The organism is uncultured Winogradskyella sp. (genome assembly GCF_937958655.1).
GTDB lineage: Bacteria > Bacteroidota > Bacteroidia > Flavobacteriales > Flavobacteriaceae > Winogradskyella.
Genome location: NZ_CALGNH010000019.1, coordinates 1 through 24,475 on the forward strand (window position 1 = coordinate 1; position 24,475 = coordinate 24,475).

A 24,475-nucleotide genomic window follows, 5' to 3' on the forward strand; every position below is an offset into this window, starting at 1 on the left:
TAATGAGGTAAACACTGCAATTAGTAGATTAAGCACTAGGCTAAATAGAAAAGGTAGTAGGTTACAAAAAACTTTAGACACAGACAGTATATTTATTGATGTTGAAGATATTATATATATGACCTATGCCCAAACCCACACGTATACGTTTAAAATGATAAGGTCTAATCCAGAATATTACATAGAAAACATTGTCCTCCATTACAATGTAGATACACAAAGCTATGACGAGTACCTTTTACAGTATGACTTAACAGCTGAGGAATATATAGATATTGCTAATGGTGGTGATTTAAGTGATGATGTCATTACATATATTACAAATTTAGATACTGGTACTTTATCAGCCGCACTTAATAAAAATAGTTGTACAATTACATGCCAAACCTTAGTACTAACATGTACAGCTGGCGGTGGGCACTACCCTAACGACCCAGAATGTTGTGTCACCAAAGGAGAATGTAGTGCAGATAAAGGAGGAGCCATATTCAATACCTGTACTCCAAGCTGTACATACGATCCACCTGTTGAATCTATAGATGAAGGGGATAACTCTAGTGGTGGAGGTGGTGGAGGCAATGGCACCATTGCAACAAACCCTAACCCACGTGAGGTATGTCACCAAAATGGTAGTATTGGTATAAGTGGCAATGAAAGTGAATGTCACTTGCCTGTTTATGATGACTATCAAATAATTAATGAATTAAATGGAAAAGCACTCTGTGTCTACAATAAGTTAAAATCAAGTAGTAATGGTTTTAAAAACTCTATCAAAAAGTTTGATGGTGAATTTCCAGTAGCGCATATAAAGTTTGACTTGGGGAACCTTGGTATTGCCTTTGGTAAAACTATTCCTCCGAATAGTACAGAAATAGATACCTCTCCAGATTATGTGATTACTGTTAGGCTAAACAATAATAGCTCTATTAATGGAGTTACCAAAAGACCAAATTTATTGGTCGCTAAAACTATAGCTCACGAGGTTATGCATGCAGAAATGTTTAGAAAAGTATTATCTTTTATTGATAATGGTGGTAATGTCGATGGAGTAACAAGGCAAGATGTTTTAGATGCACTAGATGGGAATTATCCAGGATTATATGATTATTACAGACGCTATAAAAATTGGCAACATGCACAAATGGCAACTCATTACAGAGAAACTTTAGCGAGAATTTTACAAGAATACGACACTGGTATTGCAGTTGCTGATAACCAACAACCTCAACTGCTGTATATGGATTTGGCCTGGGAAGGTTTAATATATCCCGAGATCCCTACTTGGAACAACTTACCTCAAACTGAAAAGAATAGGGTTAATAATGTCATTTCTGACTATATAGCTGATAATCAAAATGAAACTTGTACAGAATGAAATTTCAAATAATGAAGAAATTGTTAATGAATTTAGTAAAAACATTAAATGATATAACATACTTAGTGAGTCTATTATTTTTAATAAGTTTTTGTAGTTGTAAAGAAGGAGAGCAAAAAAAGGTTGATTTAAATACTAAAATGAAGTCAAATACTTCAGAATTTATAGAAAAAAGAAATTCAAAAATTAGCCAAGACTCTACTATAAAACCACGAAAAGTAGATTTAATATTTTTACATTCAGAAAATCAAACAGATACATTAATTGGCTTTTGTAATTGCGAAAAAAATATTAAGAATAATACATTGAAAATTCAAGTCAGGACCGAGTTTCCATCTTTAAATAAACTGAGAAATAATAATAGAAGTGCGACAGAATTTCAAACAGGTGTGGATAAACAATACCGATTTATAACTTTTTATTTAAAAGACTCTCTTGTTGATAAAACAAAAATTTTTAAAGCATCAACTAAAGCCCATTTTAATGATAAAAAAATCGATTCATTTTCATTTGATGAATATAAAATTAATATTAATCAATTTCATTTTGAAATTGCTCAAAATGTATGGGGAGACTATCAAATAGACTTATCTAAGCCGTTTGGTTTTATTAAAAATGAGAAAAAATTGAACGGCACCTTCCGATGTAATAATTGGCGTATTGTGGAATATGAAGACTTACATAATTGGACTTTAAAAGATTAAATTAATAATTAAGAATATTTTTAAGCATAATCAATTTAAGAAAGTTTACTTGTGGCTAAAACAATAGTTAAGAAAATCATCAATGAGGAAATACGTAAAAAAATAAACAGTTCTAATTAGTGGAAGATTAAAATATCATTTCAGATTAAATAAATGATAACATAAATGAAACCTGTACAGAATGAAAACTATGACATTATTATTTTTTATGATTAATACTATCACTTGCTTCTCTCAGAAACAAGTGATGGAAAAAGAGACAGTTTATTTATTGTTTGACAAACAAAACAAGGAGCAATGCTTAATTGAAGATGGCTCGGGTAATTCCAAGTACACGAATAAATATAGAAAAGAGTACTGGAGCAATGGTAATATCATAAATTTCAGAATCTGTAATGAAAGGTTTACTTCTCATAGAACTAAAAGCTCTATTGATACTTGCTCAGCAAAGGCTTTAGATAACATTAAACTTGTTGATTTTGATTATCTCCAAAAAAAGTATGATTCTGTTTATGAATTTAAACATCACGTATTTGAGAAGATTTATTTTATTGAGAAAATATCTGAGGATAAAATCATTAAATACGAAGTCAATTGGGTGGATAGTATAATGATGATTCAAGATTAGAATGTGTTCATAAATCTACAATATAGTTTTTGAGAATTTGAGATACTATCGTTATTCTTGCTAGTCAAGAATAGCGATAGTTTTGCATGATTTGCCTCAGACCGAAAAAGATAGAGTAGAAGAAGTCATTTCAGATTACATAAATAACAATCAAAACGAAACTTGTACAGAATGAAAACTATAACATTAATATTTTTTTTAATGGTGACCTTAATGTGCTTCTCTCAAAAAGAGGTTAAGAAAAAAGAAACTGTTTATTTATTTTTTAATTTACAAAGTAATGAGAAATGTAAAGTTGCAGTTAGGGCAAAAGGATATGTAGATATGAATAAATTTAGAAAAGATTATAGGGATAATGGCAATATCATAAATTTTAAAATCTGTGATGAAAGATTCGCTGCCCATAAAAATAGAAGTTATAGAGATACATGTTCCATAAAGGCTTTAGATAATATAAAATTTGTAGATTTTGATTATCTAATAGAAAAATACAATTCAGTATTTGAATTTAAGCACCATGTATTTGAAAAAATTTATTTTGTAGAGAAAATATCTGATGAAAAAATCATTAAATATGAAGTCAGATGGTTAGACGAAAGGATTATGTTTAGAGAAGATTAAATTAACCTCCGTGTAAAATTAAAAATAAATAGGCTTGGGTCTTGACCCAAGCCTATTTTAACTAGTTACATAGTTAGCAATATACTACCACTATTCCATCCGCATCAACCATTCCTTTACATCCACCTCTTTTTTAATGATGCTATGTAAATCTTCAATTTTAACACGCTTTTGCTCCATAGTATCTCTATGGCGTATAGTTACGGTGTTATTTTCAATACTTTCACCATCTACAGTAATACAAAACGGTGTGCCTGCTGCATCTTGGCGTCTATAGCGTCTGCCAACAGCATCCTTTTCGTCGTAAGCCACGTTAAAGTCCCACTTTAAGTCTTCAACAATGTCTTTCGCCATGTTGGTTAAAGCCTCATCTTTTCTAACCAATGGTAAGATCGCGGCTTTTGTAGGTGCTAATACGGCTGGTAGTTTTAATACGGTTCTTTCGCTACCATCTTCTAATGTTTCGTTTTGTAAACTATTAGCAAATACAGCTAAAAACATACGATCTAAACCTATTGAGGTCTCTAAAACATAAGGAGTATAACTCTCATTATCCTCATGGTCAAAATACTGTAGTTTTTTGCCAGAGTGTGTTTCGTGCTGTTTTAAATCAAAGTCTGTACGAGAGTGTATGCCTTCTAATTCTTTAAATCCAAATGGGAAATTAAATTCAATATCAGTGGCGGCATCTGCATAATGCGCTAGTTTTTCGTGGTCATGGAAACGGTAGTTGTCTTCCCCTAAGCCCAGAGATTTATGCCATTTAAGTCGTGTATCTTTCCAATAATCAAACCATTCCTTTTGCGTCCCTGGTTTAATAAAGAATTGCATTTCCATTTGTTCAAACTCACGCATTCTAAAGATAAATTGTCTTGCTACTATTTCATTTCTAAACGCTTTACCAGTTTGTGCAATCCCAAAAGGAATTTTTAGACGCCCAGTTTTCTGTACGTTTAAAAAATTGACAAAAATCCCTTGAGCTGTTTCTGGTCTCAAATAAAGATCCATCGCTGTATCTGCAGAAGCCCCTAGTTTAGTACCAAACATAAGATTAAATTGCTTAACGTCTGTCCAATTACGACTTCCTGTCATTGGGTCAGCAATTTCAAGCTCTTCTATTAATGCCTTTACATCTGCTAAATCTTCATTTTCAAGTGATTTACCTAGACGTTTAAGGACAGTATCTATTTTTTCTTGGTAGCCTAATACACGACCATTTGTAGAAACAAATTCGTCTTTATTAAAAGCATCTCCAAAACGCTTTTCGGCTTTTTTAACCTCCTTATTTATCTTAGCTTCAATCTTTGCACAATAATCTTCAACCAAAACATCTGCTCTATAGCGTTTTTTAGAATCTTTATTATCAATTAAAGGATCGTTAAAGGCATCTACGTGCCCAGAAGCTTTCCACGTCGTTGGGTGCATAAAAATAGCAGCATCAATACCCACAATATTATCGTGCATTTGCACCATGGCTTTCCACCAATAGTCGCGTATATTTTTTTTGAGTTCTGCACCGTTTTGTGCATAATCGTATACTGCACTTAAGCCATCGTAGATTTCACTACTCTGAAAGACGTAACCATACTCTTTTGCATGAGAGATTACTTTTTTGAATTTGTCGTCATTTGCCATGGCACAAAAATAAAAAACCGCTCAAACTAAATGAGCGGTTTTTAAAAATTTATAACTTTAGATTTATTTTAAATCTATACGTGTGCTTCCTAATTTACGATCTTCATGAAAAACATTGATAAAATAAGACCCTTTAACAAAAGGTTTATCATCTTCATCTGCTATAATATCAGTACAGAGTTTTAAATTTTTATTATCAAAATTAAAAACTTCTTTTTGACTGTATATTAATGAGTTATTGCCAAAAACAGCTTCGCCTTTATCGGCAATAATATTACCTTGTGGACTTACAACTTGTATAAAAATGGTTTTATTACCTTTTAAAGTTAGGGCGTTTTCGTTTAATGCTATACAAACATCAAATGCATTAGCGCGATTTGCTTTTTCAGTTATTTTTTTCTTGTTTACTTTTAATTTATAAGCTATGACTTCAATACGGTTAGCTTTTATAGTAGCTGCGTTAGTAATCGTTTTACTTAAATCAGCATTTTTAGCTTCTAACTGAGCTATTTCTTCAGATTTAGTTTTTATAGTGTTAAGTGCATAGCGCTTTTGTTCTTTCAGTTTTATATTAACTGAGTTAAGAGAATCAATAGATTTTATTAAAAATTTGCTTTTAGTTTTTAAGCCTAAAAGTTGATCTTTAAATTTTGTAATTATAGATAAATCTCCTTGCAATAATCTTAGAGAACTTAAAGCATTTTTAGCCTCTAATTTTGCCTCTTGGAGCTCAGAGAACATAAGATCATAATCTTGGCTTAACTCGTTATAACTGTTTAAGATATCTGATAGTTCTTTTTCTATCAAAGATTTTTCTTGGTCTAGGAATTCCTCGTAGGATTTAATGGATTTATAATTTGTAAAACTATATACTCCCAGAACAGTTAAAACAACCAATAAAGAACCTATAATTAATCTGTAGTTAAATAATTGAGGGTTAACTATCATCATTAATTTTATTAGTTTGATGCGAAATTAGATTATATTGAATTCTAAATTTATTTTATTCGATTAAATGGTAAAAAATTTGTTGAATCTATTTTTTCCTAAAGTTTGTGAAGCTTGCCATGGGATTTTAAAAGATAATGAAGTCCTAATTTGTATCTCTTGCAGACATCAATTACCTGTGACAAATTTCCATTTTGAAAATTCAGATAGGGTTAAAAAGATATTATATGGGCGTGTGCAATTAGAGTGTGCAACGGCACTTTTATATTTTTCAAAAAAGAGTATTGTGCAAGAGCTACTTCATAATTTAAAATACAGAAATCATGAAGACATTAGCACTTTTTTTGGTGAATGGTTAGGAGCAGAATTAAAGGAAGTAAAAGCCTATAAGGCTATTGATGTTGTGGTGCCTGTACCTTTATTTAAAACAAAATTGAGAAAACGTGGTTACAATCAGGTAGCAGAATTTGGAAAGGCTATAGCCAAGGCTTTAGGTATTGATTATAACGATACAGTGTTAATAAAAATAAAGCCGACTAAAACCAAAGTTTTTGCTGGGCGTACAGGCAGATATAACGATAATGCTGTATTCGGTTTGTCTAATACAACAGTTTTAAGTGGTAAGCACATTTTATTAGTAGATGATATTATTACAACAGGCTCTACCGTTGAAGCCTGTGCTAACGAATTGTTAAAAATCAACAATATTAAGTTAAGTCTTGCAACTATGGCAATTGTAGACTAATTTTTACGTTTTGACTAAAGTTTTTAAAATCGTTTCTTTGTACTAAATAGAAAAAGCCTAATGCGCCAATTACTTTTAAGATTATTTAGTGTTTTCATCCTCATATTTTGTATTATGAGTTGTGCCAATAGAGGTACACCAACAGGAGGCGAAATAGACAAAGAGGCACCAGTAATTACTAAGAGTAATCCAGAGAACTTTTCAACAAACTTTAAAGGAGATGAAATTAAGATTTATTTTAATGAATACATTAAAATTAAGGATCTTAGAAAACAGCTCATTATATCCCCTCCAATGGATACGGAACCTGTTATAACTCCAATGAGTAGCGCAAGTAAGTATATTACCATAAAAATAAAAGATACACTTAAGGAAAATACAACTTATGCCTTTAATTTTGGTGAAAGTATTGTAGATAATAATGAAGAAAACCCTTATTCTTACTATCGCTATGTATTTTCAACCGGAGATACCATTGATTCCTTATCTGTAAAAGGCTTTGTTAAAGACGCATTACTAGAAGAACCCGACACCTTTATTTCGGTGATGCTCTATGAGGCAGATTCTACGTATACCGATTCTATAATTTATAAAGAAAAACCAAGATATATAACCAATACACTAGATAGCTTAACAAGTTTTAGTATAGATAACATAAAAGAAGGCAAGTATAAACTCATTGCTTTAAAAGATAATAACGGTGATTTTAAGTTTAAGCAAAAGACTGAAAAAATTGGCTTTAAAGAGGGCTTTATAACCATACCATCGGACGCTAACTATGGACTAACCTTATTTAAGGAAGAGACAAATTTTAAAGCTGTAAAACCAAAACAAGAAGGCGAAACTAAGATTATATTTCCTTATGAAGGAAATTATGAAGCTATGCAAATTGAAGTGTTAGGTGAAACACCAGAAGGGTACAAAACAAGGATTGTAAAAAGTGCAGAAACCGACACACTATATTATTGGTATAAACCAAAATTTGAAATAGATTCTACCTTTTTTATAGTTAAAAACGAAAAGGGGATAGATACGTTTAAACATCGATTTAGAAAGCTTGAAAAGGATTCTTTAGTCGTTAAAGCGATTAGTAATGGTACATTAACGGATTTTGAAGATTTTGTATTAGAAGCAAGTACGCCTTTAACTAAAATAGATACAACCAAGATAACGTTAATGGATAGAGATTCCTCAGTAGTTAATTATAGTGTTAAATATGATTCTATTTTAAATTATTATAGGTTCTCTCTAAAAAAAGAAGAAGGTCAAAAGTACACGTTTAAAATGCTGCCAGAAACCTTTACTGATTTTTATGAAGATAAAAATAAGGATACTTTAGATTATACCTTTAGAACAAAAATGAAATCTGATTATGGGAGGATTAGGGTAAACTTAGTTAATGCTAAATTGCCTTTAATAGTACAATTGGTTGATAATAAAGGTGAAGTTATGTACGAGCAGTATGCGGATAAAATTCCTATTGTTGATTTTTTAGATCTAGATCCAAAAAAGTATGCCCTAAGAGTGATACATGATGAAAATGCTAATGGAAAATTTGATACTGGTAATTACCTCTTAGGTATACAGCCAGAGCGTGTAAGTTACTTCCCTAAAGAAAAAATGGAAGATGTTAGAGCTAATTTTGATTTAACATTTAGCTTTACACTTTTAGAAGAGTAAAATTATCTTTATCCTTCAAAAAGCCCAGTTTATTTCTGTATTTAGTAATGTGTGATTGCTCTAAAGTAATCGTTTCAATGGTTTCTTTACCGCTAGCGATGGAATCTAATCTATTCCCTAAAACATCAAAAACTGCAGAGTGCCCAGAATATTCATAATTATTACCATCTAAGCCAACTCTGTTAACGCCAATGCAGTAACACATGTTTTCTATGGCACGTGCTTGTAATAAGGCGTCCCAAGCATTTACTCTTACTTTGGGCCAATTGGCTGCATATACAAGTAGATCATAGTTTTCAATATTCCTAGCCCAAACTGGGAAACGGAGATCATAACAAATTAGAGGACAAATCTTAAAACCCTTGTAGTCAAATATTATTTTTTTAGATCCGGCTTTATAAACTTTATCTTCACCAGCTAGTGTAAATGTATGTCTTTTGTCGTATTGGTGTACTTTACCAGTAGGTTCTACACAAACTAAACGATTATAAAATCTCGCATTTTCTGTAATAACTAAACTACCCATTATGGCTGCTTGTTTTTCTTCGGCGAGATTTTTTAACCATAACAAGGTATCGCCTTGCATAGTTTCTGCAACCAAGGAAGCATTCATAGTAAAACCAGAAGTAAACATTTCTGGCAAAACAAAAAGATCAACATCATCCGCAACAGAATTGATTTTATCACTGAGTAAACGTCTGTTTTCGGTAGGGTTTTCCCAAGCGAGGCTTGTTTGTATTAAAGCAACGGTAAGCGTATTAGGCATAGGCTATAATTTACGTTTGGCTTTTTCTGATTTTTCATTAAGTTTTTCTAGTTTTTCAAGCCATTTTTCTTCGTCAATTGGTGAGAGTTTTCCTTTCTTCTTTAATTTTTCGTATTTCTTTTGTGCTTTGGCTAATTTATCTTTTGCACTCTTGTAATTGTCCTTAAGTTTTTGTTCCTTTTTTAGAGCTTTTTCGGCTTCTTTTGCTCTCTTTTCTACTTTTTTCTGCTCTTTTTCTACTTTTTTGGCTTCTTTTTCTTTTTTCTTTTCCGACTTTTCTTTTGCTTTTTGTGCTTCCATTTTTTTTGTAATGATTGAAGCCTCTTTTAATATTGCAGATTTTTCTTCTGCGCTAATGGTTTGGGTAACATCTTCACCGTTCAAAAAAATCTTTTCTTTTTTAACCTCATAGGATTTGCCCTCTTTTTCAACTTTTTGGGCATAAGAGGATAATGATAAGCTTAAGAATAATAGTATAATATAATATTTCATTGTAACGTAATTTTAGTTGTTATTGAGACACCGAAATTTACAAAAAGTAACTTAAATTTTGTTTAAAATTTCTGCGGCTTTAATTAAGGTTTGGTCAGTTTTTGCAAAACAAAAGCGAAGCACTTTATCGTCTTTACCATTGGTGTTAAAAACGGAAAGTGGTATGGAGGCTATTTTAAACTCCTTAGTTAAACGTTTTGCAAAATCAACCTCATATTCGTCCGTTATTTCTGAATAATCTAACACCTGAAAATAGGTTCCTTTTGACGGTGTAAATCGAAATCGAGATTCGGAAATTAATTGCAAAAACAGATCGCGTTTTTTTTGAAAAAAAAGGTTTAAACCTAAATAGGTGTCTGGGTCTTGCATATAATCTGCAATTGCTTTTTGAGTAGGATGATTTACAGAAAACACATTGAATTGGTGTACCTTTCTAAATTCTTGCATCAAGGGTTCTGGTGCGCAGCAGTAGCCAATTTTCCAACCTGTGTTATGAAAGGTCTTACCGAAAGACGCGGCAATGAAACTTCGTTTTTTTAAATCAGCAAATAAACAGGCGCTATGATGTGGCTCTCCATCAAAAACAATATGTTCGTAGACCTCGTCACTTAGGACAATAATGTTAGTGTTTTGGGTTAATTTTTGTAGTTGTAATAGGTCTGCTTCTGACCAGATTGTGCCGCTCGGATTATGAGGGGAGTTGATGATAATCAGTTTTGTCTTTGCAGATATTTTGTGCGCCACCTCATTCCAATCTACTTTATAATTTGGTGCGGATAATTGTATGGGTATTGTTTTACCACCATTTAATTCTACAGCAGGCTCATAACAATCGTAAGCAGGTTTAAAAATAATGACTTCGTCGTTTGCTCTAACAAAGGCCGAAATAATAGTATAAATGGCTTGGGTTGCACCAGCAGTTACGGTAATTTCTTTTTCTGGGTGGTAAGTGCTTTTGTAAAGCAGTTGGTATTTATTAGCAATGGCTAATCGTAACTCTAAATTACCAGCCATTGGAGCGTATTGGTTGTAGCCAGTATTTATAGCATTAGCTACTAAATCATTTAGTTTTTGAGAACTTGGATAGTTTGGAAATCCTTGAGATAAATTAAGAGCCTTATACTCATTAGCCAGAGCACTCATTACCGTAAAAATAGTGGTGCCAACGTTTGGTAATTTAGATTGGTGTTGCATCTTGTAAAGATAATGACTTCTCTATATAATTTAAGAGCTTCTAATAAATCACCAAATAAGAAGCTATGATTCTTTATTTTAAAATATCTTCAATAATCTTTAAATGATGGTGCGTATGGAGTTCTAAAAAGCGATATACTCTTGTCATATTAATATTTCCAAATAAGGGATGTTTAAAAAAAGCATTTTTGTCTAAACTGTTAAGGGACTCAATATTAGATTTAACTAATTGAACCTGAGTTATTAAATCTTCTTTTAAAATAGTTTCAGGTGGCCTAACGTATTTTGGCGCTTTTGCTTTACCTCTAGGAAAGAAGCCAAGCGTAAAAAAGAGTTTTCCTAAAAAACTAAAGTTATTTTTATATTGATTTGGATCAGAGGACTGAAGCGCTATACTAACATTATTAATTACCTTAAGACTATGATCTATTTGCCAACCTATTGTAGATTTAGAAATATTGGGATTCTTTTCTTCAAATTTTGGGATATGAGATTCTAAAGTGTCAAGATATTTAGAAAGCTTTTGGTTGTTTTTCATACTTTTAAAAGTAACAAAAAAACCCTCACATTTCTGCAAGGGTTAATTTATGATGAGATGCTGAAACGAGTTCAGCATCACAATTAGTATCTATAATGCTCAGGCTTATAAGGCCCTTCAACAGTAACACCAATATAGTCTGCTTGGTCTTTTTTAAGTTCTGTTAACTCTACACCGATTTTTTCTAAATGTAACTTGGCTACTTTTTCATCTAAATGCTTTGGTAACATATAAACATCGTTGCCATAGTTTTCAGAATTATTCCAAAGTTCTATTTGTGCTAAAGTTTGGTTGGTAAATGAATTACTCATTACAAAACTCGGATGTCCTGTAGCACAGCCTAAATTCACTAATCTTCCTTCGGCTAAAACTATAATATCCTTGCCGTCAATAGTATATTTATCTACCTGTGGCTTAATAGTGTTTTTAGTATCTCCGTAATTGTCATTTAACCATGCCATTTGTATTTCGTTATCAAAGTGGCCAATATTACAAACTATGGTTTTGTCTTTCATAGCTGTAAAATGCTCAGCTCTAACAATATCTTTGTTTCCAGTAGTTGTAATCACAATATCAGAGTTGCCAACAACCGTCTCTAAACGCTTTACCTCAAAACCATCCATTGCAGCTTGTAAGGCACAAATTGGGTCAATTTCAGTAACGGTTACAATACTTCCTGCACCTTTAAATGATGCTGCGGTTCCTTTACCAACATCACCATAACCACATACCGTAACACGTTTACCAGCTAACATTATATCGGTTGCACGACGTATAGCGTCAACCGCAGATTCTTTACAACCATATTTGTTATCAAATTTAGATTTTGTTACAGAATCATTTACATTGATTGCTGGCATTGGTAATGTGCCGTTTTTAACACGTTCGTAAAGTCTATGTACACCAGTAGTAGTTTCTTCAGACAGTCCTTTTATACCATCAGCTAAATGAGGGTATTTATCTAAAACCATGTTTGTTAAGTCTCCACCATCATCTAAAATCATGTTTAATGGTTTACGATCTTCGCCAAAAAATAAGGTTTGTTCTATACACCAATCAAACTCCTCTTCGGTCATATCTTTCCATGCATACACGGCAGTTCCTGCATCAGCGATAGCTGCTGCAGCCAGATCTTGTGTAGAAAAAATATTACAAGAACTCCACGTAACGTCTGCACCTAAAGCTTGTAATGTTTCTATTAATACAGCTGTTTGTATGGTCATATGCAAACAGCCAGCAATGCGAGCTCCTTTTAAAGGTTGTTCGTTTTTATACTCTTCACGTAAACTCATTAAGCCAGGCATTTCTGCTTCAGCGAGTTCTATTTCTTTTCTTCCCCAAGCCGCTAAGGACATGTCTTTAACCTTATTTGGTACGTAAGCAATTGTTTTAGTACTCATATTCTTTTTACTTTCTGTTTTTTTAAATGAACTGCCCTTGGGATTTAGCACTTAATTTGGTTAAATTCGCTTACCAAAAATGTTATATCTGCCTTAGGCAATGCAAAGATAATCAATAGGATTCGGAATATTAAATGCCACTGTACAAATCCATTAGTATAAACTCACAAACTACTGTTAAAATCTGGAAGATTGAAGAATCTTATGACGATTTAATGCAACCATTAAAACTAACACCAAATAGTTTACAGCGTGTTTTAGGTATGAAAAGTGAGTTGCATCAGCGTGGTTTTTTAAGTGTTAGGCATCTACTAAGAGCGTTTGGATATGCAGATCAGGATTTATTTTATGACCAAAATGGCAAACCTCATCTAAAGGATGGTAGACACATTTCAATAACACATTCCTTTATTTTTTCAGGAGTTATTATAAGCGATAAAGAAGTAGGAATTGATATTGAAAAACAACGTGCCAAGATTAGTATTATAGCCAAAAAATTTGTGGATTATGAGTTTAAATATCTTAAAAAACAAGAGAATGACTATGTGAGGAAATTAACCATAATTTGGTGTGTTAAAGAATCGTTGTATAAACTATTTGCAACACCAGGTATGTTGTTTAAAGATCATTTTTTGGTTATTCCGTTTACAATCCAAGAGGGAAGCACTGTAGCTTGGATCGATTACAAAGCTAAAAAATACCGATATAATACGGCTTTTTTAGAATTTGAAGGTTTCACTTGTGCATACGTTGTTCCTAATGCATAGCATTTACCAAGACATATTAGATGCTAAAATGACAGACAAAAAATTATTGGCGGTTTTAGTAGATCCTGATAAAATGCAGTTTGCACAGGTTTCAAACTTTATTAAAAAAGTCAATGCATCCATTGCAACACACATTTTTGTGGGTGGCAGTACTGTTAGTGATGGGCTTACTGAAGCTTTAGTAATAGCAATTAAAAAGTACACGGATTTGCCAGTAATTTTATTTCCTGGTGATGTTGTACAGATTACCAATAAAGCCGATGGTATTTTATTTCTGTCTTTAATCTCTGGAAGAAACCCAGACTATTTAATAGGTAAACAAGTGGCAGCGGTTTCAAAATTGAAACGTTCAGATTTAGAAATTCTACCTACAGGTTATATACTTATTGAAAACGGCAAACAAACCTCAGTAGAACGTGTAAGCCAAACCAAACCTTTAAGTAGAAAAGCTATTAGTACCATAACCGATACCGCAAAAGCGGGAGAGTTTTTAGGAATGAAATTGATTTATCTTGAAGCAGGTAGTGGTGCAACACATTTTATAGAACCAGAAATTATTGAACACGTTAAAGCGGAGTTAGACATTCCATTAATTGTGGGTGGAGGTATAAGATCTAAACAAGCACTAGAATCTGTATATAAAGGAGGAGCAGATATTGTAGTTATTGGCACAGCTTTTGAAGATGATGAATCTTTTTTTGACAAACTGCGAAAGTAGTTTGTCATGCCGAATTTATTTCAGCATCTTTTGATCTTGAATATTTTTGATCGCTGAGGCACTCGAAGCGATGTAAATTTAGACACGGTGATTTCGAGAGCCTCAGTCACTTAAAGTAATTATGAAAGTATCAATAGAACTAACACTAACACCCTTAAAAGATGATTATGAAAGACATATCATCGACTTTATAAAGCGCCTACGAGCATCAGAATTCAAAGTCTTAGAAAATCCGCTGAGTACACAGATTTATGGAGATTATGATAAACTAATGCCATTTTTAACACAAGAGATTAAGCAATCCTTTTCAACTGTTGATATTGCCGTGCTTAATATGAAAATTGTTAAAACAGACCGAAGCGATTATGAGCCAAATTTTTGATTTCTTTTTTGAAACCTATAAAGAAAGGGAAACCTATTTAATAGTATTAGAAGCCATTGCATTTGTGTTTGGCATACTAAGTGTTTGGTATGCAAAAAATGAAAATGTATTGGTATATCCAATTGGTTTGGTAGCCACCACTATAACCGTATATCTCTTTTTATACGATGAACTTATGGGAGACATGATGATGAATTTTTATTATTCCATAATGAGCGTTTATGGCTGGTGGAACTGGTCTCGTAAAAAAAAAAATAAGTATGTAGTGCCTATTTCTCGGACTAATACTAAAGAAAAACTAATAGGTTTACTATTGTTTTTATTAACTATAATTGTTACCTATTGCGTTTATAAAGCCTACGGAACAGAAATAAATTCATCTAATTATATAGATATTTTTACCTCAGGTATATTTTTTACGGCTATGTGGTTTATGGCACATAAAAAATTAGAAAACTGGACACTTTGGATCGTTGCAGATCTCATTACAGTGCCACTTTATGCCTATAGAGGTTGGGGAATGTTCTCATTACAATACCTTATATTCACAATATTAGCAATTCAAGGTTATTTAGCATGGAAGAAACGCTTAGACAACAACCATCAGACTGTATAAAAGTTGTTTTATTTGGTCCAGAATCCACTGGTAAAACAACACTCTCTCGCCAATTAGCAGACCATTATAATACAGAATGGGTGCCTGAGTATGGGAGAGAATATCTGCAAAAAAAATGGGATTTAGAGCAAAGCGTCTGTCAGCCAGTAGATTTGCTTCCCATTGCAAAAGGGCAAATGAGGCTAGAGAATTTGTTAGCTCAAAAAGCCAATAGGGTGTTAATTTGTGACACCGACTTGCTTGAGTATAAGGTGTATAGCGAAATGTATTATGCAAATACCTGTAACCCGATTTTAGAAGCACATGCTCTAAAAAATTATTACGACCTTTATTTTTTGACCTATATTGACACGCCTTGGCAAGCAGACGACTTAAGAGACAGGCCAAATGATAGGCTTCTTATGTTTAATGCTTTTGAGCAAACATTAAAAAAATATGACAGACCTTATGTAGTATTAAAAGGTGATAAAACTAAAAGATTTAAAACCGCTACCCAACATATAAATAACCTATTACAACCATGACATTTACCCAAAACGACCTACAACAAATGAAAACAAAAGCTATTTCTGTTGAAGATGTAGAATCACAGATTACGCTTTTTAAAAATGGTATTCCTTTTACAAATATTGCAGAAGCTGCCACTATTAATAAGGGTATAATTGCACTCACAGACAAGATTATTGATGAAGAAATTAAAAGATTTGATACCCATAAAAATGATTTAGACCTTGTAAAGTTTGTGCCAGCCTCTGGGGCAGCTACCAGAATGTTTAAGTTCTTATTTAAGTTTTTAAAGGACTATAAACCAGCAGAACACTCTATAAATTCTTTCATTAACACTAATGAATTAAAAGACATGTCTTTGTTTATGGTTGGTTTAGAAAAGATGCCTTTTTATAACCAAGTATTAGAGCAATTAGTACAGCAAAATATTGATTTTGAAAAATTATCTACAAGTGAAAAAGTTTGGCATTTTGTAAATACAATGCTAGGTAGCGATCAATTAAATTTTGGAAACCAACCAAAGGGATTATTGCCATTTCATAAATACAAAACAGAACATATTTCTACAGCTTTTGAAGAACACCTTTACGAAGCAGCGCTTTATGCATCGTCTAAAAATAAGGCCAAACTTCATTTTACAATTTCAGAGCAATACCGAGATAAGTTTAGCGCGGAATTTAAGCGTATTGAGGAATATGTAGAGCAACATACAGGAGTGTCTTTTGATATTTCATTTTCGTATCAGCATCAATCTACAGATACTATAGCTGTCACCCTAGATAACGAACCCTTTAGAGAGGATGATGATACTATACTTTTTAGACCGTCTGGCCATGGTGCCTTATTAAAAAACTTAAACGCAATAGAGGCAGATATTGTATTTATAAAAAACATAGATAACGTTGTTGTAAAACAATACAAAGACGATGTAGCTAAGTACAAAAAAGTCTTAGCAGGTATGCTTATAAACCTGCAGAACAAAGCTTTTAAATTTTTAGAGCTTTTAGATTCCGATGCATTAGCAGAAGAAAATTTTAAGGAGATTGAGACCTTTTTAGTTAAAGACCTATGTGTTAAAATCTCTAAAGAATACCATAAGTACACCAATAAATATAAGGTTGAATATTTACAACAAAAACTTAATAGACCTATTCGTATTTGCGGAATGGTTAAGAATGAAGGTGAGCCAGGTGGTGGGCCTTTTTGGGTGAGAGATCAGTATGGTGACTATTCACTTCAAATTGTAGAATCAGCACAAATCAACTTAGAGGATAAAAAACAGCACAGCATTTTAAAAAACGCTACACATTTTAATCCGGTAGATTTAATTTGTGGAGTTAAAAATTACAAAGGCGAAAAATTTGACCTTAATGCATTTGTAGATCATAATGCAGCCTTTATTACTATGAAGACTAAAAAGGGTAAAGACCTTAAGGCTTTAGAACTACCAGGCCTTTGGAACGGCAGTATGGCCTATTGGAATACTATTTTTGTAGAAATCCCTATCATTACTTTTAATCCAGTAAAAACAGTGAATGATCTTCTTAAAGCACCACATCAACTCAGTTAGTTTTGGATTTAGAATTACTTAAATCCGAGCTCGTTTATAAGGCTGTAAGAAGCTCAGGTAGTGGAGGTCAAAACGTAAATAAAGTCGCCACAAAAGTTGTTTTGTACTTTAATTTAACAGCGTCCTTAGCCCTTAGTGCGCTAGAGAAAAATAAATTAGAAGTATTTTTTAAAAACAGAATTAATAAGGAAGGGATTCTTATTTTAACGGCTGGTGATAGCCGCAGTCAGTATAGAAATAAAATTAGTGTTACTAAACGTTTATTAGATTTAATTACCGAAGGATTAAAAGAAAACAAAAAACGAAAACCAACTGTCGTTCCTAAATCTGTAAAGAAAAAACGCTTAAATCTTAAGCGCAGAACCTCAGAAAAAAAAGCCAATAGAAAACCACCGAATATTGATTAAAATTATTTTAAAATAATAAGTTTCAATTATTATTACTTAGTATATTTGCGCCGTTCTCAAAAAGGGGTGCTTAATTGATTGACGATTTGAGATTGATGATTTATGATTTTTGAATTAAACAGTTCTAAAACCTAAAATCCAAAATCTAAAATTTGAAATCTTTTGGCTGAGATCATACCCATTGAACCTGCGCAGGTAATGCTGCGAAGGAATGTGAATTTCTAAGGTCATTGCTATATTCTCTAAAAGAGATGGTAAGCTCACTTTAGAAATTTAATAACTAATTATTAACTAAGAATAATTACCTCTTTTTATTCGATTATACATTCGTAATCGATATGAAAAATTTATTTCTTTTTTTAGTACTTTTTGCACTATCCCTCATTGCACAAGCGCAAAACAATTCAAAAGTTAAAGATTCTACAAAAACTGAAAAGCTCGATGAGGTTTTAGTAAAAGCAGTGCGTGTAGATGCCGATTCGCCAATAACGCACACTAATGTGTCTAAAGAGGAGTTGGCAAAACGTAATTTAGGGCAAGATATTCCTATTTTATTAAATTTCTTACCCTCTGTTGTTACCACTAGCGACGCTGGCGCTGGTATTGGTTATACAGGGATTAGAATTAGAGGTATAAGTGGTGCTTCTACCAATGTTACTATTAACGGTATTCAATATAACGATGCAGAAAGTTTAGGAACGTTTTGGGTAAATCTGCAAGACTTTTCATCGTCAGTAGAAAATTTACAAGTACAGCGTGGTGTTGGTTCTTCTACAAACGGAGCAGGTGCTTTTGGCGCTAGTGTAAATATACTTACCGATGCAGTTGCTAGAGAAAGCAATGCAGAAACGTCTCATAGTTTTGGAAGTTTTAATACCAGACGTCACAACGTAAAATTTAGTACAGGTTTATTAAACGATAAAGTAGAAATTGCAGGACGATTATCGCAAATAAAATCAGATGGTTATATAGACAGAGCTACGTCAGATTTAAAAAGTTATTTTTTACAAGGTAGTTATGTAAACGAAGGCACTTTAATTAAAGCAGTTGTATTCGGTGGTCATGAAATTACATACCAATCTTGGTACGGATTTAACCCAGTTGATGTGGCTGCTGTTGGAGCAAATCCAAACATAGATGAAAACAGAAGATTCAATATTAGTGGTATTCAGTTAGATGATGAAGGTAATTTTGAAGGCTTTTACGAAAACCAAGTGGATAATTACAAGCAAGACCACTACCAACTGCATTGGAACCAAAGATGGGACAATAATTGGTCTACAAATTTAGGTTTAAACTACACATATGGGCGTGGTTTTTTTGAAGAATATGTGGATAATTATTACTACAGCAATGTGTTTTTTGCCGACGATGCAAGTTTTGACTTCTTAGGTAAGGAGCCTATTACGGTTAATGGTGAGACTGTAGACTCTCAAGATTACATAAGAAGACGTTGGTTAGATAATGATTTTTATGTAGTTAATGCCAGTGTAAATTATAAAAACGATCGTATAAATTCTATTACAGGTGTTTCTTATAGTAGCTATAAAGGAGATCATTTTGGTGAATTAATCTGGGAGCAGTATGCAGGCGATAATAATTTTGGCGATCGTTATTACGATGGGAATGGTCAGAAAAATGATTTTAATGCGTTTTCTAAAATAACCTATCGTGCTAATGATAAATTAAGTCTTTATGGCGATGTACAGATACGTGCTATTAGTTACCAAACAAGTGGTATTAATTCTGATTTAGATCTTTTTGAAATTGATAAAAACTTTAATTTCTTTAATCCAAAATTAGGATTTAACTACAACTTAGACTCAAAAAGCGATTTGTATTTGTCATATGCCAGAGCAAACAGAGAACCAAGTAGAGGTGATTTTGAGAATAACGCAGATGTAAAACCAGAAAGCCTTAATGACTTTGAGATGGGATGGCGTTACCGCAATAAAAATATTGGTATTAATGCAAATGCTTATTACATGGCTTATAACGAGCAGTTAGTAGCAACAGGTGCTTTAGATAATTCTGGTTCACAGATTAGAGATAACACTGGTGAGAGTTATAGATTAGGTTTAGAAGTAGAAGCCACAGTTGTTTTAAACAAAGTAACCTTACAGCCAAACGTTACACTTAGCTCTAACAAAAACAGAGAAACCTTTTTTAAACGCGATGGTGTTTTGCAAAATTTAGGCAAAACAGATATTGCGTTTTCACCAAACGTAGTGGCCGCCAATGCTATAACGCTTAATGCAGCTCCAAATTTTAATGTGAGTTTACTCAGTAAATATGTAGGAGAACAATTTATGAGTAATATAGAAGCAGAAGGCTCTAAATTAGATAGTTATTTTACTAACGATATAAATTTGGTATACGAAATAAAACCAAAAGGTATTTTTAAATCTATCATATTAACAGGTTTAATTAATAACATATTTGCAGAAGAATATATTTCAAACGGTTTCTTTTTTACGTTTGACGATGACTTCTCTAACCCAGGTACTGTAACAACTATAGAAGGTGCTGGCTTTTATCCGCAAGCAACTACTAACTTTTTAGTAGGTGCCACCTTTAAATTCTAATAATACGTTAAACAATTTTAAAGCCAGAGGTTAATTATTAAGCCTCTGGTTTTTTATTCAGTTAGAAATAAAAAACTGACCATTACCCAAATTATCTACGCGGTAGGGTTTTAATGTACATTCACTTATATTACCCTCTAGACCAAAACCTGTACTAAGGCTGTACTGATTGGCATTCTCACAGTTAGATTCTACAACATCTCCAGTAGAAAATGTTAGTGTTGAGCATGTTGAGGGTGGTTGGCTAGGATCTGAGGCATCCCAAGCCAAAAGCGTAGAAGACGATAATCGCCACAACCAAATACCACTGTTTCCTTGATTTGATACGTAAACGCCATTACCATTAAATTGTAGCTGATTAAACTGTGGCAAGTTAGTATTTACATTAAGGTTAACACCTGCGTCAAATAGAAAGTTACAATTGCTATTAATGACGTCGTCTGCTTTGCAGGAGAGGCATAAAATAGATACAATTAATAAGAGCTTTTTCATCGTGTTTTTTGGGGTCAATTTACAATTATTTCAGCAATAGCTTAATATTTCATATATTTGTGATACGATCTCGTTAACGCGAGATTTTTTATTTAGTCCCGAACTCGTTTCGGGATATTTTTTGATTATTACCACAGATTATACAGATTAAACGAAAGAGTCATGAGTAAAGTATCTTATTACACGGCAGAAGGATTAAAAAAATTAAGAGAAGAACTTAATCATCTTAAAGATGTTGAGCGTCCTAAGGCGTCGCAAGCCATTGCAGAGGCAAGAGATAAAGGAGATTTAAGTGAAAATGCAGAGTATGACGCTGCGAAGGAGGCGCAAGGAATGTTAGAGATGAAGATTTCTAAAATGGAAGAAACGCTTTCAAATGCAAGAGTTATAGACGAGTCTCAATTAGATACCTCTAAAGTATTAGCACTTTCTATCGTTAAGATTAAAAACCAAACTAACGGTATGGAAATGACCTATACTTTAGTTGCAGAAAGTGAAGCTGATTTAGCTTCTGGTAAAATTTCTGTTAACTCACCAATTGGCAAAGGTTTATTAGGTAAATCTGTAGGTGACACTGCGGAAATACAAGTGCCTAGTGGTATTATGAAATTTGATATTTTAGAGATTTCGAGATAATTAAAGGATAAAATATAATTAATAACAAAAAGATTTCTTCTAAAGGAATCTTTTTATCTTTATAAACAAATCCTCAATTTATGGCTACACTATTTACCAAGATCATTAATGGCGAAATACCATCCTACAAAGTAGCAGAATCAGATGATTTTTATGCGTTTTTAGATATTAATCCAAACTCAAAAGGACATACGCTCTGCGTTCCCAAAAAAGAAGTCAACAAGATTTTTGATTTAGATGAAGCCACTTATATGGGTTTAATGCAGTTTTCTAGAAAAGTAGCTATAGCTATAGAGCAAGCTGTACCTTGCCAACGTGTTGGTCTCTCTGTTATAGGGTTAGAGGTACCTCATGTACATGTGCATTTAATTCCTTTACATTCTATGGAAAATGCGCGTTTTATTCATAAAGAAAAATTGACTTCAAAGGAATTTGAAACTATAGCGCAAAGTATAGCTTCTAACTTAAGCTAGATATTTATGATACCCATAATTATTAAAACTACAATTATAAAAAGCAAAAGATCTAATAGAATAATAATCCATGCTAGTTTTTTTAGTTTTATTGATTTTGGTTTCGGATTAATGCTACGTTGCTGATAGTCTACAACACGTTCTATATCGTCAGTCCATTGTATAGGGAAAATAGACGTATCACAGTTATAACAATAGATGTCATAAGCGGTATCGTTTGTAATAGCTTTATAGAATGCGTTCTCAGTAAATTTTTGTTTAAATGTAATTTCTAAACCATCGGTAGAATAACATTCTGGACAGTTATTACTTAATCTTGCCTCCTTGAGTGTAAAAAATTTTGTTGAACCCATAATCAAAATTAAAAAATAAAAATTTACATCCCTAAAGTCCACTCAAGGGTGTTTTTTAAAAGTTAATAACTAAGACAATATTTTTAAACTAATCTGAATTGTTGTTCCCTTATCAATCTCGGAGTTAAGGACCTTGATTTTCCCTTTATGGTAATCTTCGATAATACGCTTAGCTAGTGATAAGCCAAGTCCCCAACCACGCTTTTTAGTGGTATATCCAGGTTCGAAAATTTTATTAAATTCATTTTTTGCTAGCCCTTTTCCGGTATCAGAAATATTAATAAACACTTGTTTATCTGTCTGCGAAAGTTTGAGCGTTAAGTGTCCTTTACCTTTCATCGCATCAATGGCATTCTTTACCAGATTTTCAATAGTCCAACTAAAAAGTTGTTCGTTTAAGTTCACCACGATTTTGGTATTAGGAAGCTCTATTTTAAAATCTATAAGTTTAGAGGATCTAGATTTTAAATAATCGAATGACGATTTAGTAACATCTACAATGTCTAAGGTTTTTAAGGTTGGTGCAGAACCGATCTTGCTAAACCGTTCTGTAATTGTCTGGAGACGATCAATATCTTTTTCAATTTCAAAGATATACTCAGGATTAACCTTTTCTGTCTTTAGTATTTCTGTCCAACCAACTAATGAGGATAATGGTGTGCCAATTTGGTGGGCTGTTTCCTTTGCCATACCTGTCCATAATTTGTTTTGCTCCGCGTTTTTTGAACTTTTGTAGAAAAAATAAACAACAGAACCAAATAAAACAATTATTAATATAAGAGCTAGAGGATAGTATTTTAGTTTATTAATTAAAGGCGAATTGCCATAATAAAGTGTGGTTAAGACCTCACCATCAAATCTAACTTCAATGGGCTTATTTTCGGTTTTAAATTTATTAATAAGTGTATTGATATAATCTGGGTCCTTAGCTTTTTCTTCATCGATATTTTTATGATCTATATCTCCTTCTTTACTAACTGTAATCATTGGTGTAGTTTTATTACTAGAGAGTATTTGTAAGGGCAAATCACTAATGTTTTCCGATAGGTTATCCGTGGTTCTTGCTTCTTTTTGGGCAGATGACCAATTTTTCATTTTATTACGTTCTTCTGCCTTAAAATTCTGAAAAAAAACATAGGTGTTCCAAAGTATTAATGAAATAATAATAAATGAAGATAATATTATAATCCAACGGAAGATATTCCGATTTAAAGTTAGGTTCATTAGTTAGTGCAATTTCTTCTTAAATATAATCGAAAACTGTTAATAATATTGTGTATTGGCATACGTAATTTACTTTCATTAGCAAATCAATATAAGTATCTTTGTTGAAAATCAGTTGACTACATGGTTTCATTAGATCCTAAAGACCTTTCTACAGGTATATTGCATGGTTATTTACTTAGTGCGGTTGCGCCAAGGCCTATTGCTTTTGCAAGTACAATTGATACTGAGGGTAATCCAAATTTGTCACCATTTAGTTTCTTTAATGTCTTTAGTGCCAATCCGCCAGTATTAATATTTTCGCCAGCAAGACGTGTTAGAGATAATACTACAAAGCATACCTTAGAAAACGTAGAGGCTGTTAATGAGGTGGTTATAAATGTGGTTAATTATGAGATTGTTCACCAAATGTCTTTAAGTAGTACTGAATATCCAGAGGGTGTTAATGAGTTTGAAAAAGCAGGATTGACAATGCTGCCATCAGATATGGTAAAGCCATTTAGGGTGGCAGAATCCCCTGTACAGTTTGAGTGTACGGTTAATGATATTATAAAGTTAGGTACAGAAGGAGGAGCAGGAAATTTAGTAATATGTGAGGTTGTAAAGCTACACATAGCAGAAGAGATTCTTAACGCAGATAACACTATAAACCAAGAGGCTTTGGATTTGGTAGGAAGAGCTGGTGGAAGCTACTACAGTAGAGCAAAACGTGGATTTTTTGAAATTCCGAAACCACTGCGCACTATGGGAATTGGTGTAGATGCATTGCCGGAGCATGTAAAAAACAGTATGATTTTAACTGGTAATAACTTAGGTATGCTTGCTAATGTAGATGCATTGCCAAATAAACAAGAAGTGAATACGTTTGTTAAGGATATTAGTAAACGTTATCCCGAAATTAAAACAGCATCGCATAGGCAAAAACATAAATTAGCTCAAAATTATTTGAGCTACGGAGATGTAGAAAGTGCATGGAAGTTATTACTTTCGTAAACCTAAAACAATTGAATATTAAATTA

26 protein-coding genes and 1 pseudogene are annotated in these 24,475 nt (G+C 32.7%); 17 read left to right on the forward strand and 10 right to left on the reverse strand.

The genetic code is table 11. From position 1 onward, the window contains the following. The 4 genes and pseudogenes from Q0800_RS04080 to Q0800_RS04095 form a co-directional block, all read left to right on the forward strand. Window positions 1-1,375, forward strand: a pseudogene (locus Q0800_RS04080) (hypothetical protein); the annotation flags it as partial. Beyond that, window positions 1,372-2,079 carry a hypothetical protein gene (locus Q0800_RS04085; RefSeq protein ID WP_299127857.1) on the forward strand — a complete coding sequence of 236 codons (708 nt, stop codon included), beginning with the start codon at window positions 1,372-1,374 and terminating at the stop codon, window positions 2,077-2,079. The pseudogene Q0800_RS04080 and the gene Q0800_RS04085, both read left to right, overlap by 4 nt. Before the next feature lie 247 nt (window positions 2,080-2,326). Next, on the forward strand, window positions 2,327-2,707 hold the full coding sequence (locus tag Q0800_RS04090) for a hypothetical protein (RefSeq protein ID WP_299127858.1): 381 nt from the start codon (window positions 2,327-2,329) through the stop codon (window positions 2,705-2,707). Window positions 2,708-2,878: 171 nt separating this feature from the next. Then, window positions 2,879-3,328, forward strand: coding sequence for a hypothetical protein (locus Q0800_RS04095; RefSeq protein ID WP_299127859.1), 450 nt, complete (start codon window positions 2,879-2,881; stop codon window positions 3,326-3,328). 90 nt (window positions 3,329-3,418) lie between these two features. On the opposite strand, the gene Q0800_RS04100 is transcribed toward Q0800_RS04095, so the two are convergent. Both Q0800_RS04100 and Q0800_RS04105 read right to left on the reverse strand, forming a co-directional pair. Beyond that, entirely contained in the window at window positions 3,419-4,963 is a 1,545-nt protein-coding gene (locus Q0800_RS04100) for a glycine--tRNA ligase (protein ID WP_299127860.1), read from the reverse strand. Window positions 4,964-5,026: 63 nt separating this feature from the next. Then, window positions 5,027-5,914, reverse strand: coding sequence for a hypothetical protein (locus Q0800_RS04105; protein ID WP_299127861.1), 888 nt, complete (start codon window positions 5,912-5,914; stop codon window positions 5,027-5,029). 76 nt (window positions 5,915-5,990) lie between these two features. Between Q0800_RS04105 and Q0800_RS04110 the strand changes: the two genes are divergently transcribed. After that, the gene (locus Q0800_RS04110; protein WP_366518830.1) at window positions 5,991-6,656 is read left to right on the forward strand and encodes a phosphoribosyltransferase family protein; all 666 of its coding nucleotides are present in this window, start codon (window positions 5,991-5,993) and stop codon (window positions 6,654-6,656) included. Between the two features lie 60 nt (window positions 6,657-6,716). Next, window positions 6,717-8,336, forward strand: a complete 1,620-nt coding sequence (locus tag Q0800_RS04115; protein WP_299127863.1) for an Ig-like domain-containing protein — start codon at window positions 6,717-6,719, stop codon at window positions 8,334-8,336. Here Q0800_RS04115 and Q0800_RS04120 read toward each other — a convergent pair. The 5 genes from Q0800_RS04120 to ahcY form a co-directional block, all read right to left on the reverse strand. After that, window positions 8,317-9,102 (reverse strand): amidohydrolase, encoded by a 786-nt coding sequence (locus Q0800_RS04120; protein WP_299127864.1) that lies wholly within the window; start codon window positions 9,100-9,102, stop codon window positions 8,317-8,319. The two genes, Q0800_RS04115 and Q0800_RS04120, sit on opposite strands and share 20 nt — an antisense overlap. Before the next feature lie 3 nt (window positions 9,103-9,105). After that, a complete protein-coding gene (locus tag Q0800_RS04125) occupies window positions 9,106-9,594 on the reverse strand; it encodes a hypothetical protein (protein ID WP_299127865.1) in 489 nt (162 codons plus the stop codon). A gap of 51 nt (window positions 9,595-9,645) precedes the next feature. Beyond that, on the reverse strand, window positions 9,646-10,788 hold the full coding sequence (locus Q0800_RS04130; protein ID WP_299127866.1) for a methionine aminotransferase: 1,143 nt from the start codon (window positions 10,786-10,788) through the stop codon (window positions 9,646-9,648). A 73-nt stretch (window positions 10,789-10,861) separates the two neighbouring features. Then, on the reverse strand, window positions 10,862-11,326 hold the full coding sequence (locus tag Q0800_RS04135; protein ID WP_299127867.1) for a DUF1569 domain-containing protein: 465 nt from the start codon (window positions 11,324-11,326) through the stop codon (window positions 10,862-10,864). Between the two features lie 83 nt (window positions 11,327-11,409). Continuing rightward, a complete protein-coding gene (ahcY, locus tag Q0800_RS04140; RefSeq protein WP_299127868.1) occupies window positions 11,410-12,726 on the reverse strand; it encodes an adenosylhomocysteinase in 1,317 nt (438 codons plus the stop codon). Window positions 12,727-12,860: 134 nt separating this feature from the next. Here ahcY and Q0800_RS04145 point away from each other — a divergent pair, with 134 nt between their 5' ends. From Q0800_RS04145 to Q0800_RS04180, 8 genes are all read left to right on the forward strand, one after another. Then, window positions 12,861-13,493 (forward strand): 4'-phosphopantetheinyl transferase family protein, encoded by a 633-nt coding sequence (locus tag Q0800_RS04145; RefSeq protein ID WP_299127869.1) that lies wholly within the window; start codon window positions 12,861-12,863, stop codon window positions 13,491-13,493. After that, window positions 13,486-14,211: a geranylgeranylglyceryl/heptaprenylglyceryl phosphate synthase gene (locus tag Q0800_RS04150; protein WP_299127870.1), complete on the forward strand. Its 726-nt coding sequence runs from the start codon at window positions 13,486-13,488 to the stop codon at window positions 14,209-14,211. The genes Q0800_RS04145 and Q0800_RS04150 overlap by 8 nt, the downstream gene beginning before the upstream one ends. A 121-nt stretch (window positions 14,212-14,332) precedes the next feature. Further along, complete coding sequence (locus tag Q0800_RS04155; protein WP_299127872.1) at window positions 14,333-14,593, forward strand: hypothetical protein; 261 nt, start codon at window positions 14,333-14,335, stop codon at window positions 14,591-14,593. After that, the gene (gene pnuC / locus Q0800_RS04160; protein WP_299127874.1) at window positions 14,577-15,209 is read left to right on the forward strand and encodes a nicotinamide riboside transporter PnuC; all 633 of its coding nucleotides are present in this window, start codon (window positions 14,577-14,579) and stop codon (window positions 15,207-15,209) included. The genes Q0800_RS04155 and pnuC overlap by 17 nt, the downstream gene beginning before the upstream one ends. After that, on the forward strand, window positions 15,170-15,733 hold the full coding sequence (locus tag Q0800_RS04165) for an ATP-binding protein (protein ID WP_299127876.1): 564 nt from the start codon (window positions 15,170-15,172) through the stop codon (window positions 15,731-15,733). The genes pnuC and Q0800_RS04165 overlap by 40 nt, the downstream gene beginning before the upstream one ends. Then, a complete protein-coding gene (locus Q0800_RS04170; protein ID WP_299127877.1) occupies window positions 15,730-17,286 on the forward strand; it encodes a DUF4301 family protein in 1,557 nt (518 codons plus the stop codon). The genes Q0800_RS04165 and Q0800_RS04170 overlap by 4 nt, the downstream gene beginning before the upstream one ends. A gap of 2 nt (window positions 17,287-17,288) precedes the next feature. After that, window positions 17,289-17,693 (forward strand): alternative ribosome rescue aminoacyl-tRNA hydrolase ArfB, encoded by a 405-nt coding sequence (arfB, locus tag Q0800_RS04175; protein ID WP_299127879.1) that lies wholly within the window; start codon window positions 17,289-17,291, stop codon window positions 17,691-17,693. A gap of 338 nt (window positions 17,694-18,031) precedes the next feature. Beyond that, window positions 18,032-20,278 (forward strand): TonB-dependent receptor, encoded by a 2,247-nt coding sequence (locus Q0800_RS04180; RefSeq protein ID WP_299127882.1) that lies wholly within the window; start codon window positions 18,032-18,034, stop codon window positions 20,276-20,278. Window positions 20,279-20,335: 57 nt separating this feature from the next. Here the strand turns inward: Q0800_RS04180 and Q0800_RS04185 are convergent, their stop codons facing one another. After that, window positions 20,336-20,770: a hypothetical protein gene (locus Q0800_RS04185; protein WP_299127884.1), complete on the reverse strand. Its 435-nt coding sequence runs from the start codon at window positions 20,768-20,770 to the stop codon at window positions 20,336-20,338. A gap of 162 nt (window positions 20,771-20,932) precedes the next feature. Here Q0800_RS04185 and greA point away from each other — a divergent pair, with 162 nt between their 5' ends. Next, the gene (greA, locus tag Q0800_RS04190) at window positions 20,933-21,406 is read left to right on the forward strand and encodes a transcription elongation factor GreA (RefSeq protein WP_299127885.1); all 474 of its coding nucleotides are present in this window, start codon (window positions 20,933-20,935) and stop codon (window positions 21,404-21,406) included. An 80-nt stretch (window positions 21,407-21,486) separates the two neighbouring features. Next, window positions 21,487-21,879, forward strand: a complete 393-nt coding sequence (locus Q0800_RS04195) for an HIT family protein (protein WP_299127886.1) — start codon at window positions 21,487-21,489, stop codon at window positions 21,877-21,879. On the opposite strand, the gene Q0800_RS04200 is transcribed toward Q0800_RS04195, so the two are convergent. Together Q0800_RS04200 and Q0800_RS04205 are read right to left on the reverse strand one after the other, a co-directional pair. Continuing rightward, window positions 21,876-22,232: a hypothetical protein gene (locus tag Q0800_RS04200; RefSeq protein ID WP_299127887.1), complete on the reverse strand. Its 357-nt coding sequence runs from the start codon at window positions 22,230-22,232 to the stop codon at window positions 21,876-21,878. The two genes, Q0800_RS04195 and Q0800_RS04200, sit on opposite strands and share 4 nt — an antisense overlap. A gap of 69 nt (window positions 22,233-22,301) precedes the next feature. Further along, window positions 22,302-23,456: a HAMP domain-containing sensor histidine kinase gene (locus Q0800_RS04205; protein WP_299127888.1), complete on the reverse strand. Its 1,155-nt coding sequence runs from the start codon at window positions 23,454-23,456 to the stop codon at window positions 22,302-22,304. A 123-nt stretch (window positions 23,457-23,579) separates the two neighbouring features. On the opposite strand from Q0800_RS04205, the gene Q0800_RS04210 reads away from it, so the two are divergent. After that, a complete protein-coding gene (locus Q0800_RS04210; RefSeq protein ID WP_299127890.1) occupies window positions 23,580-24,449 on the forward strand; it encodes a flavin reductase family protein in 870 nt (289 codons plus the stop codon). The last annotated feature ends 26 nt before the right edge of the window (window positions 24,450-24,475 follow it).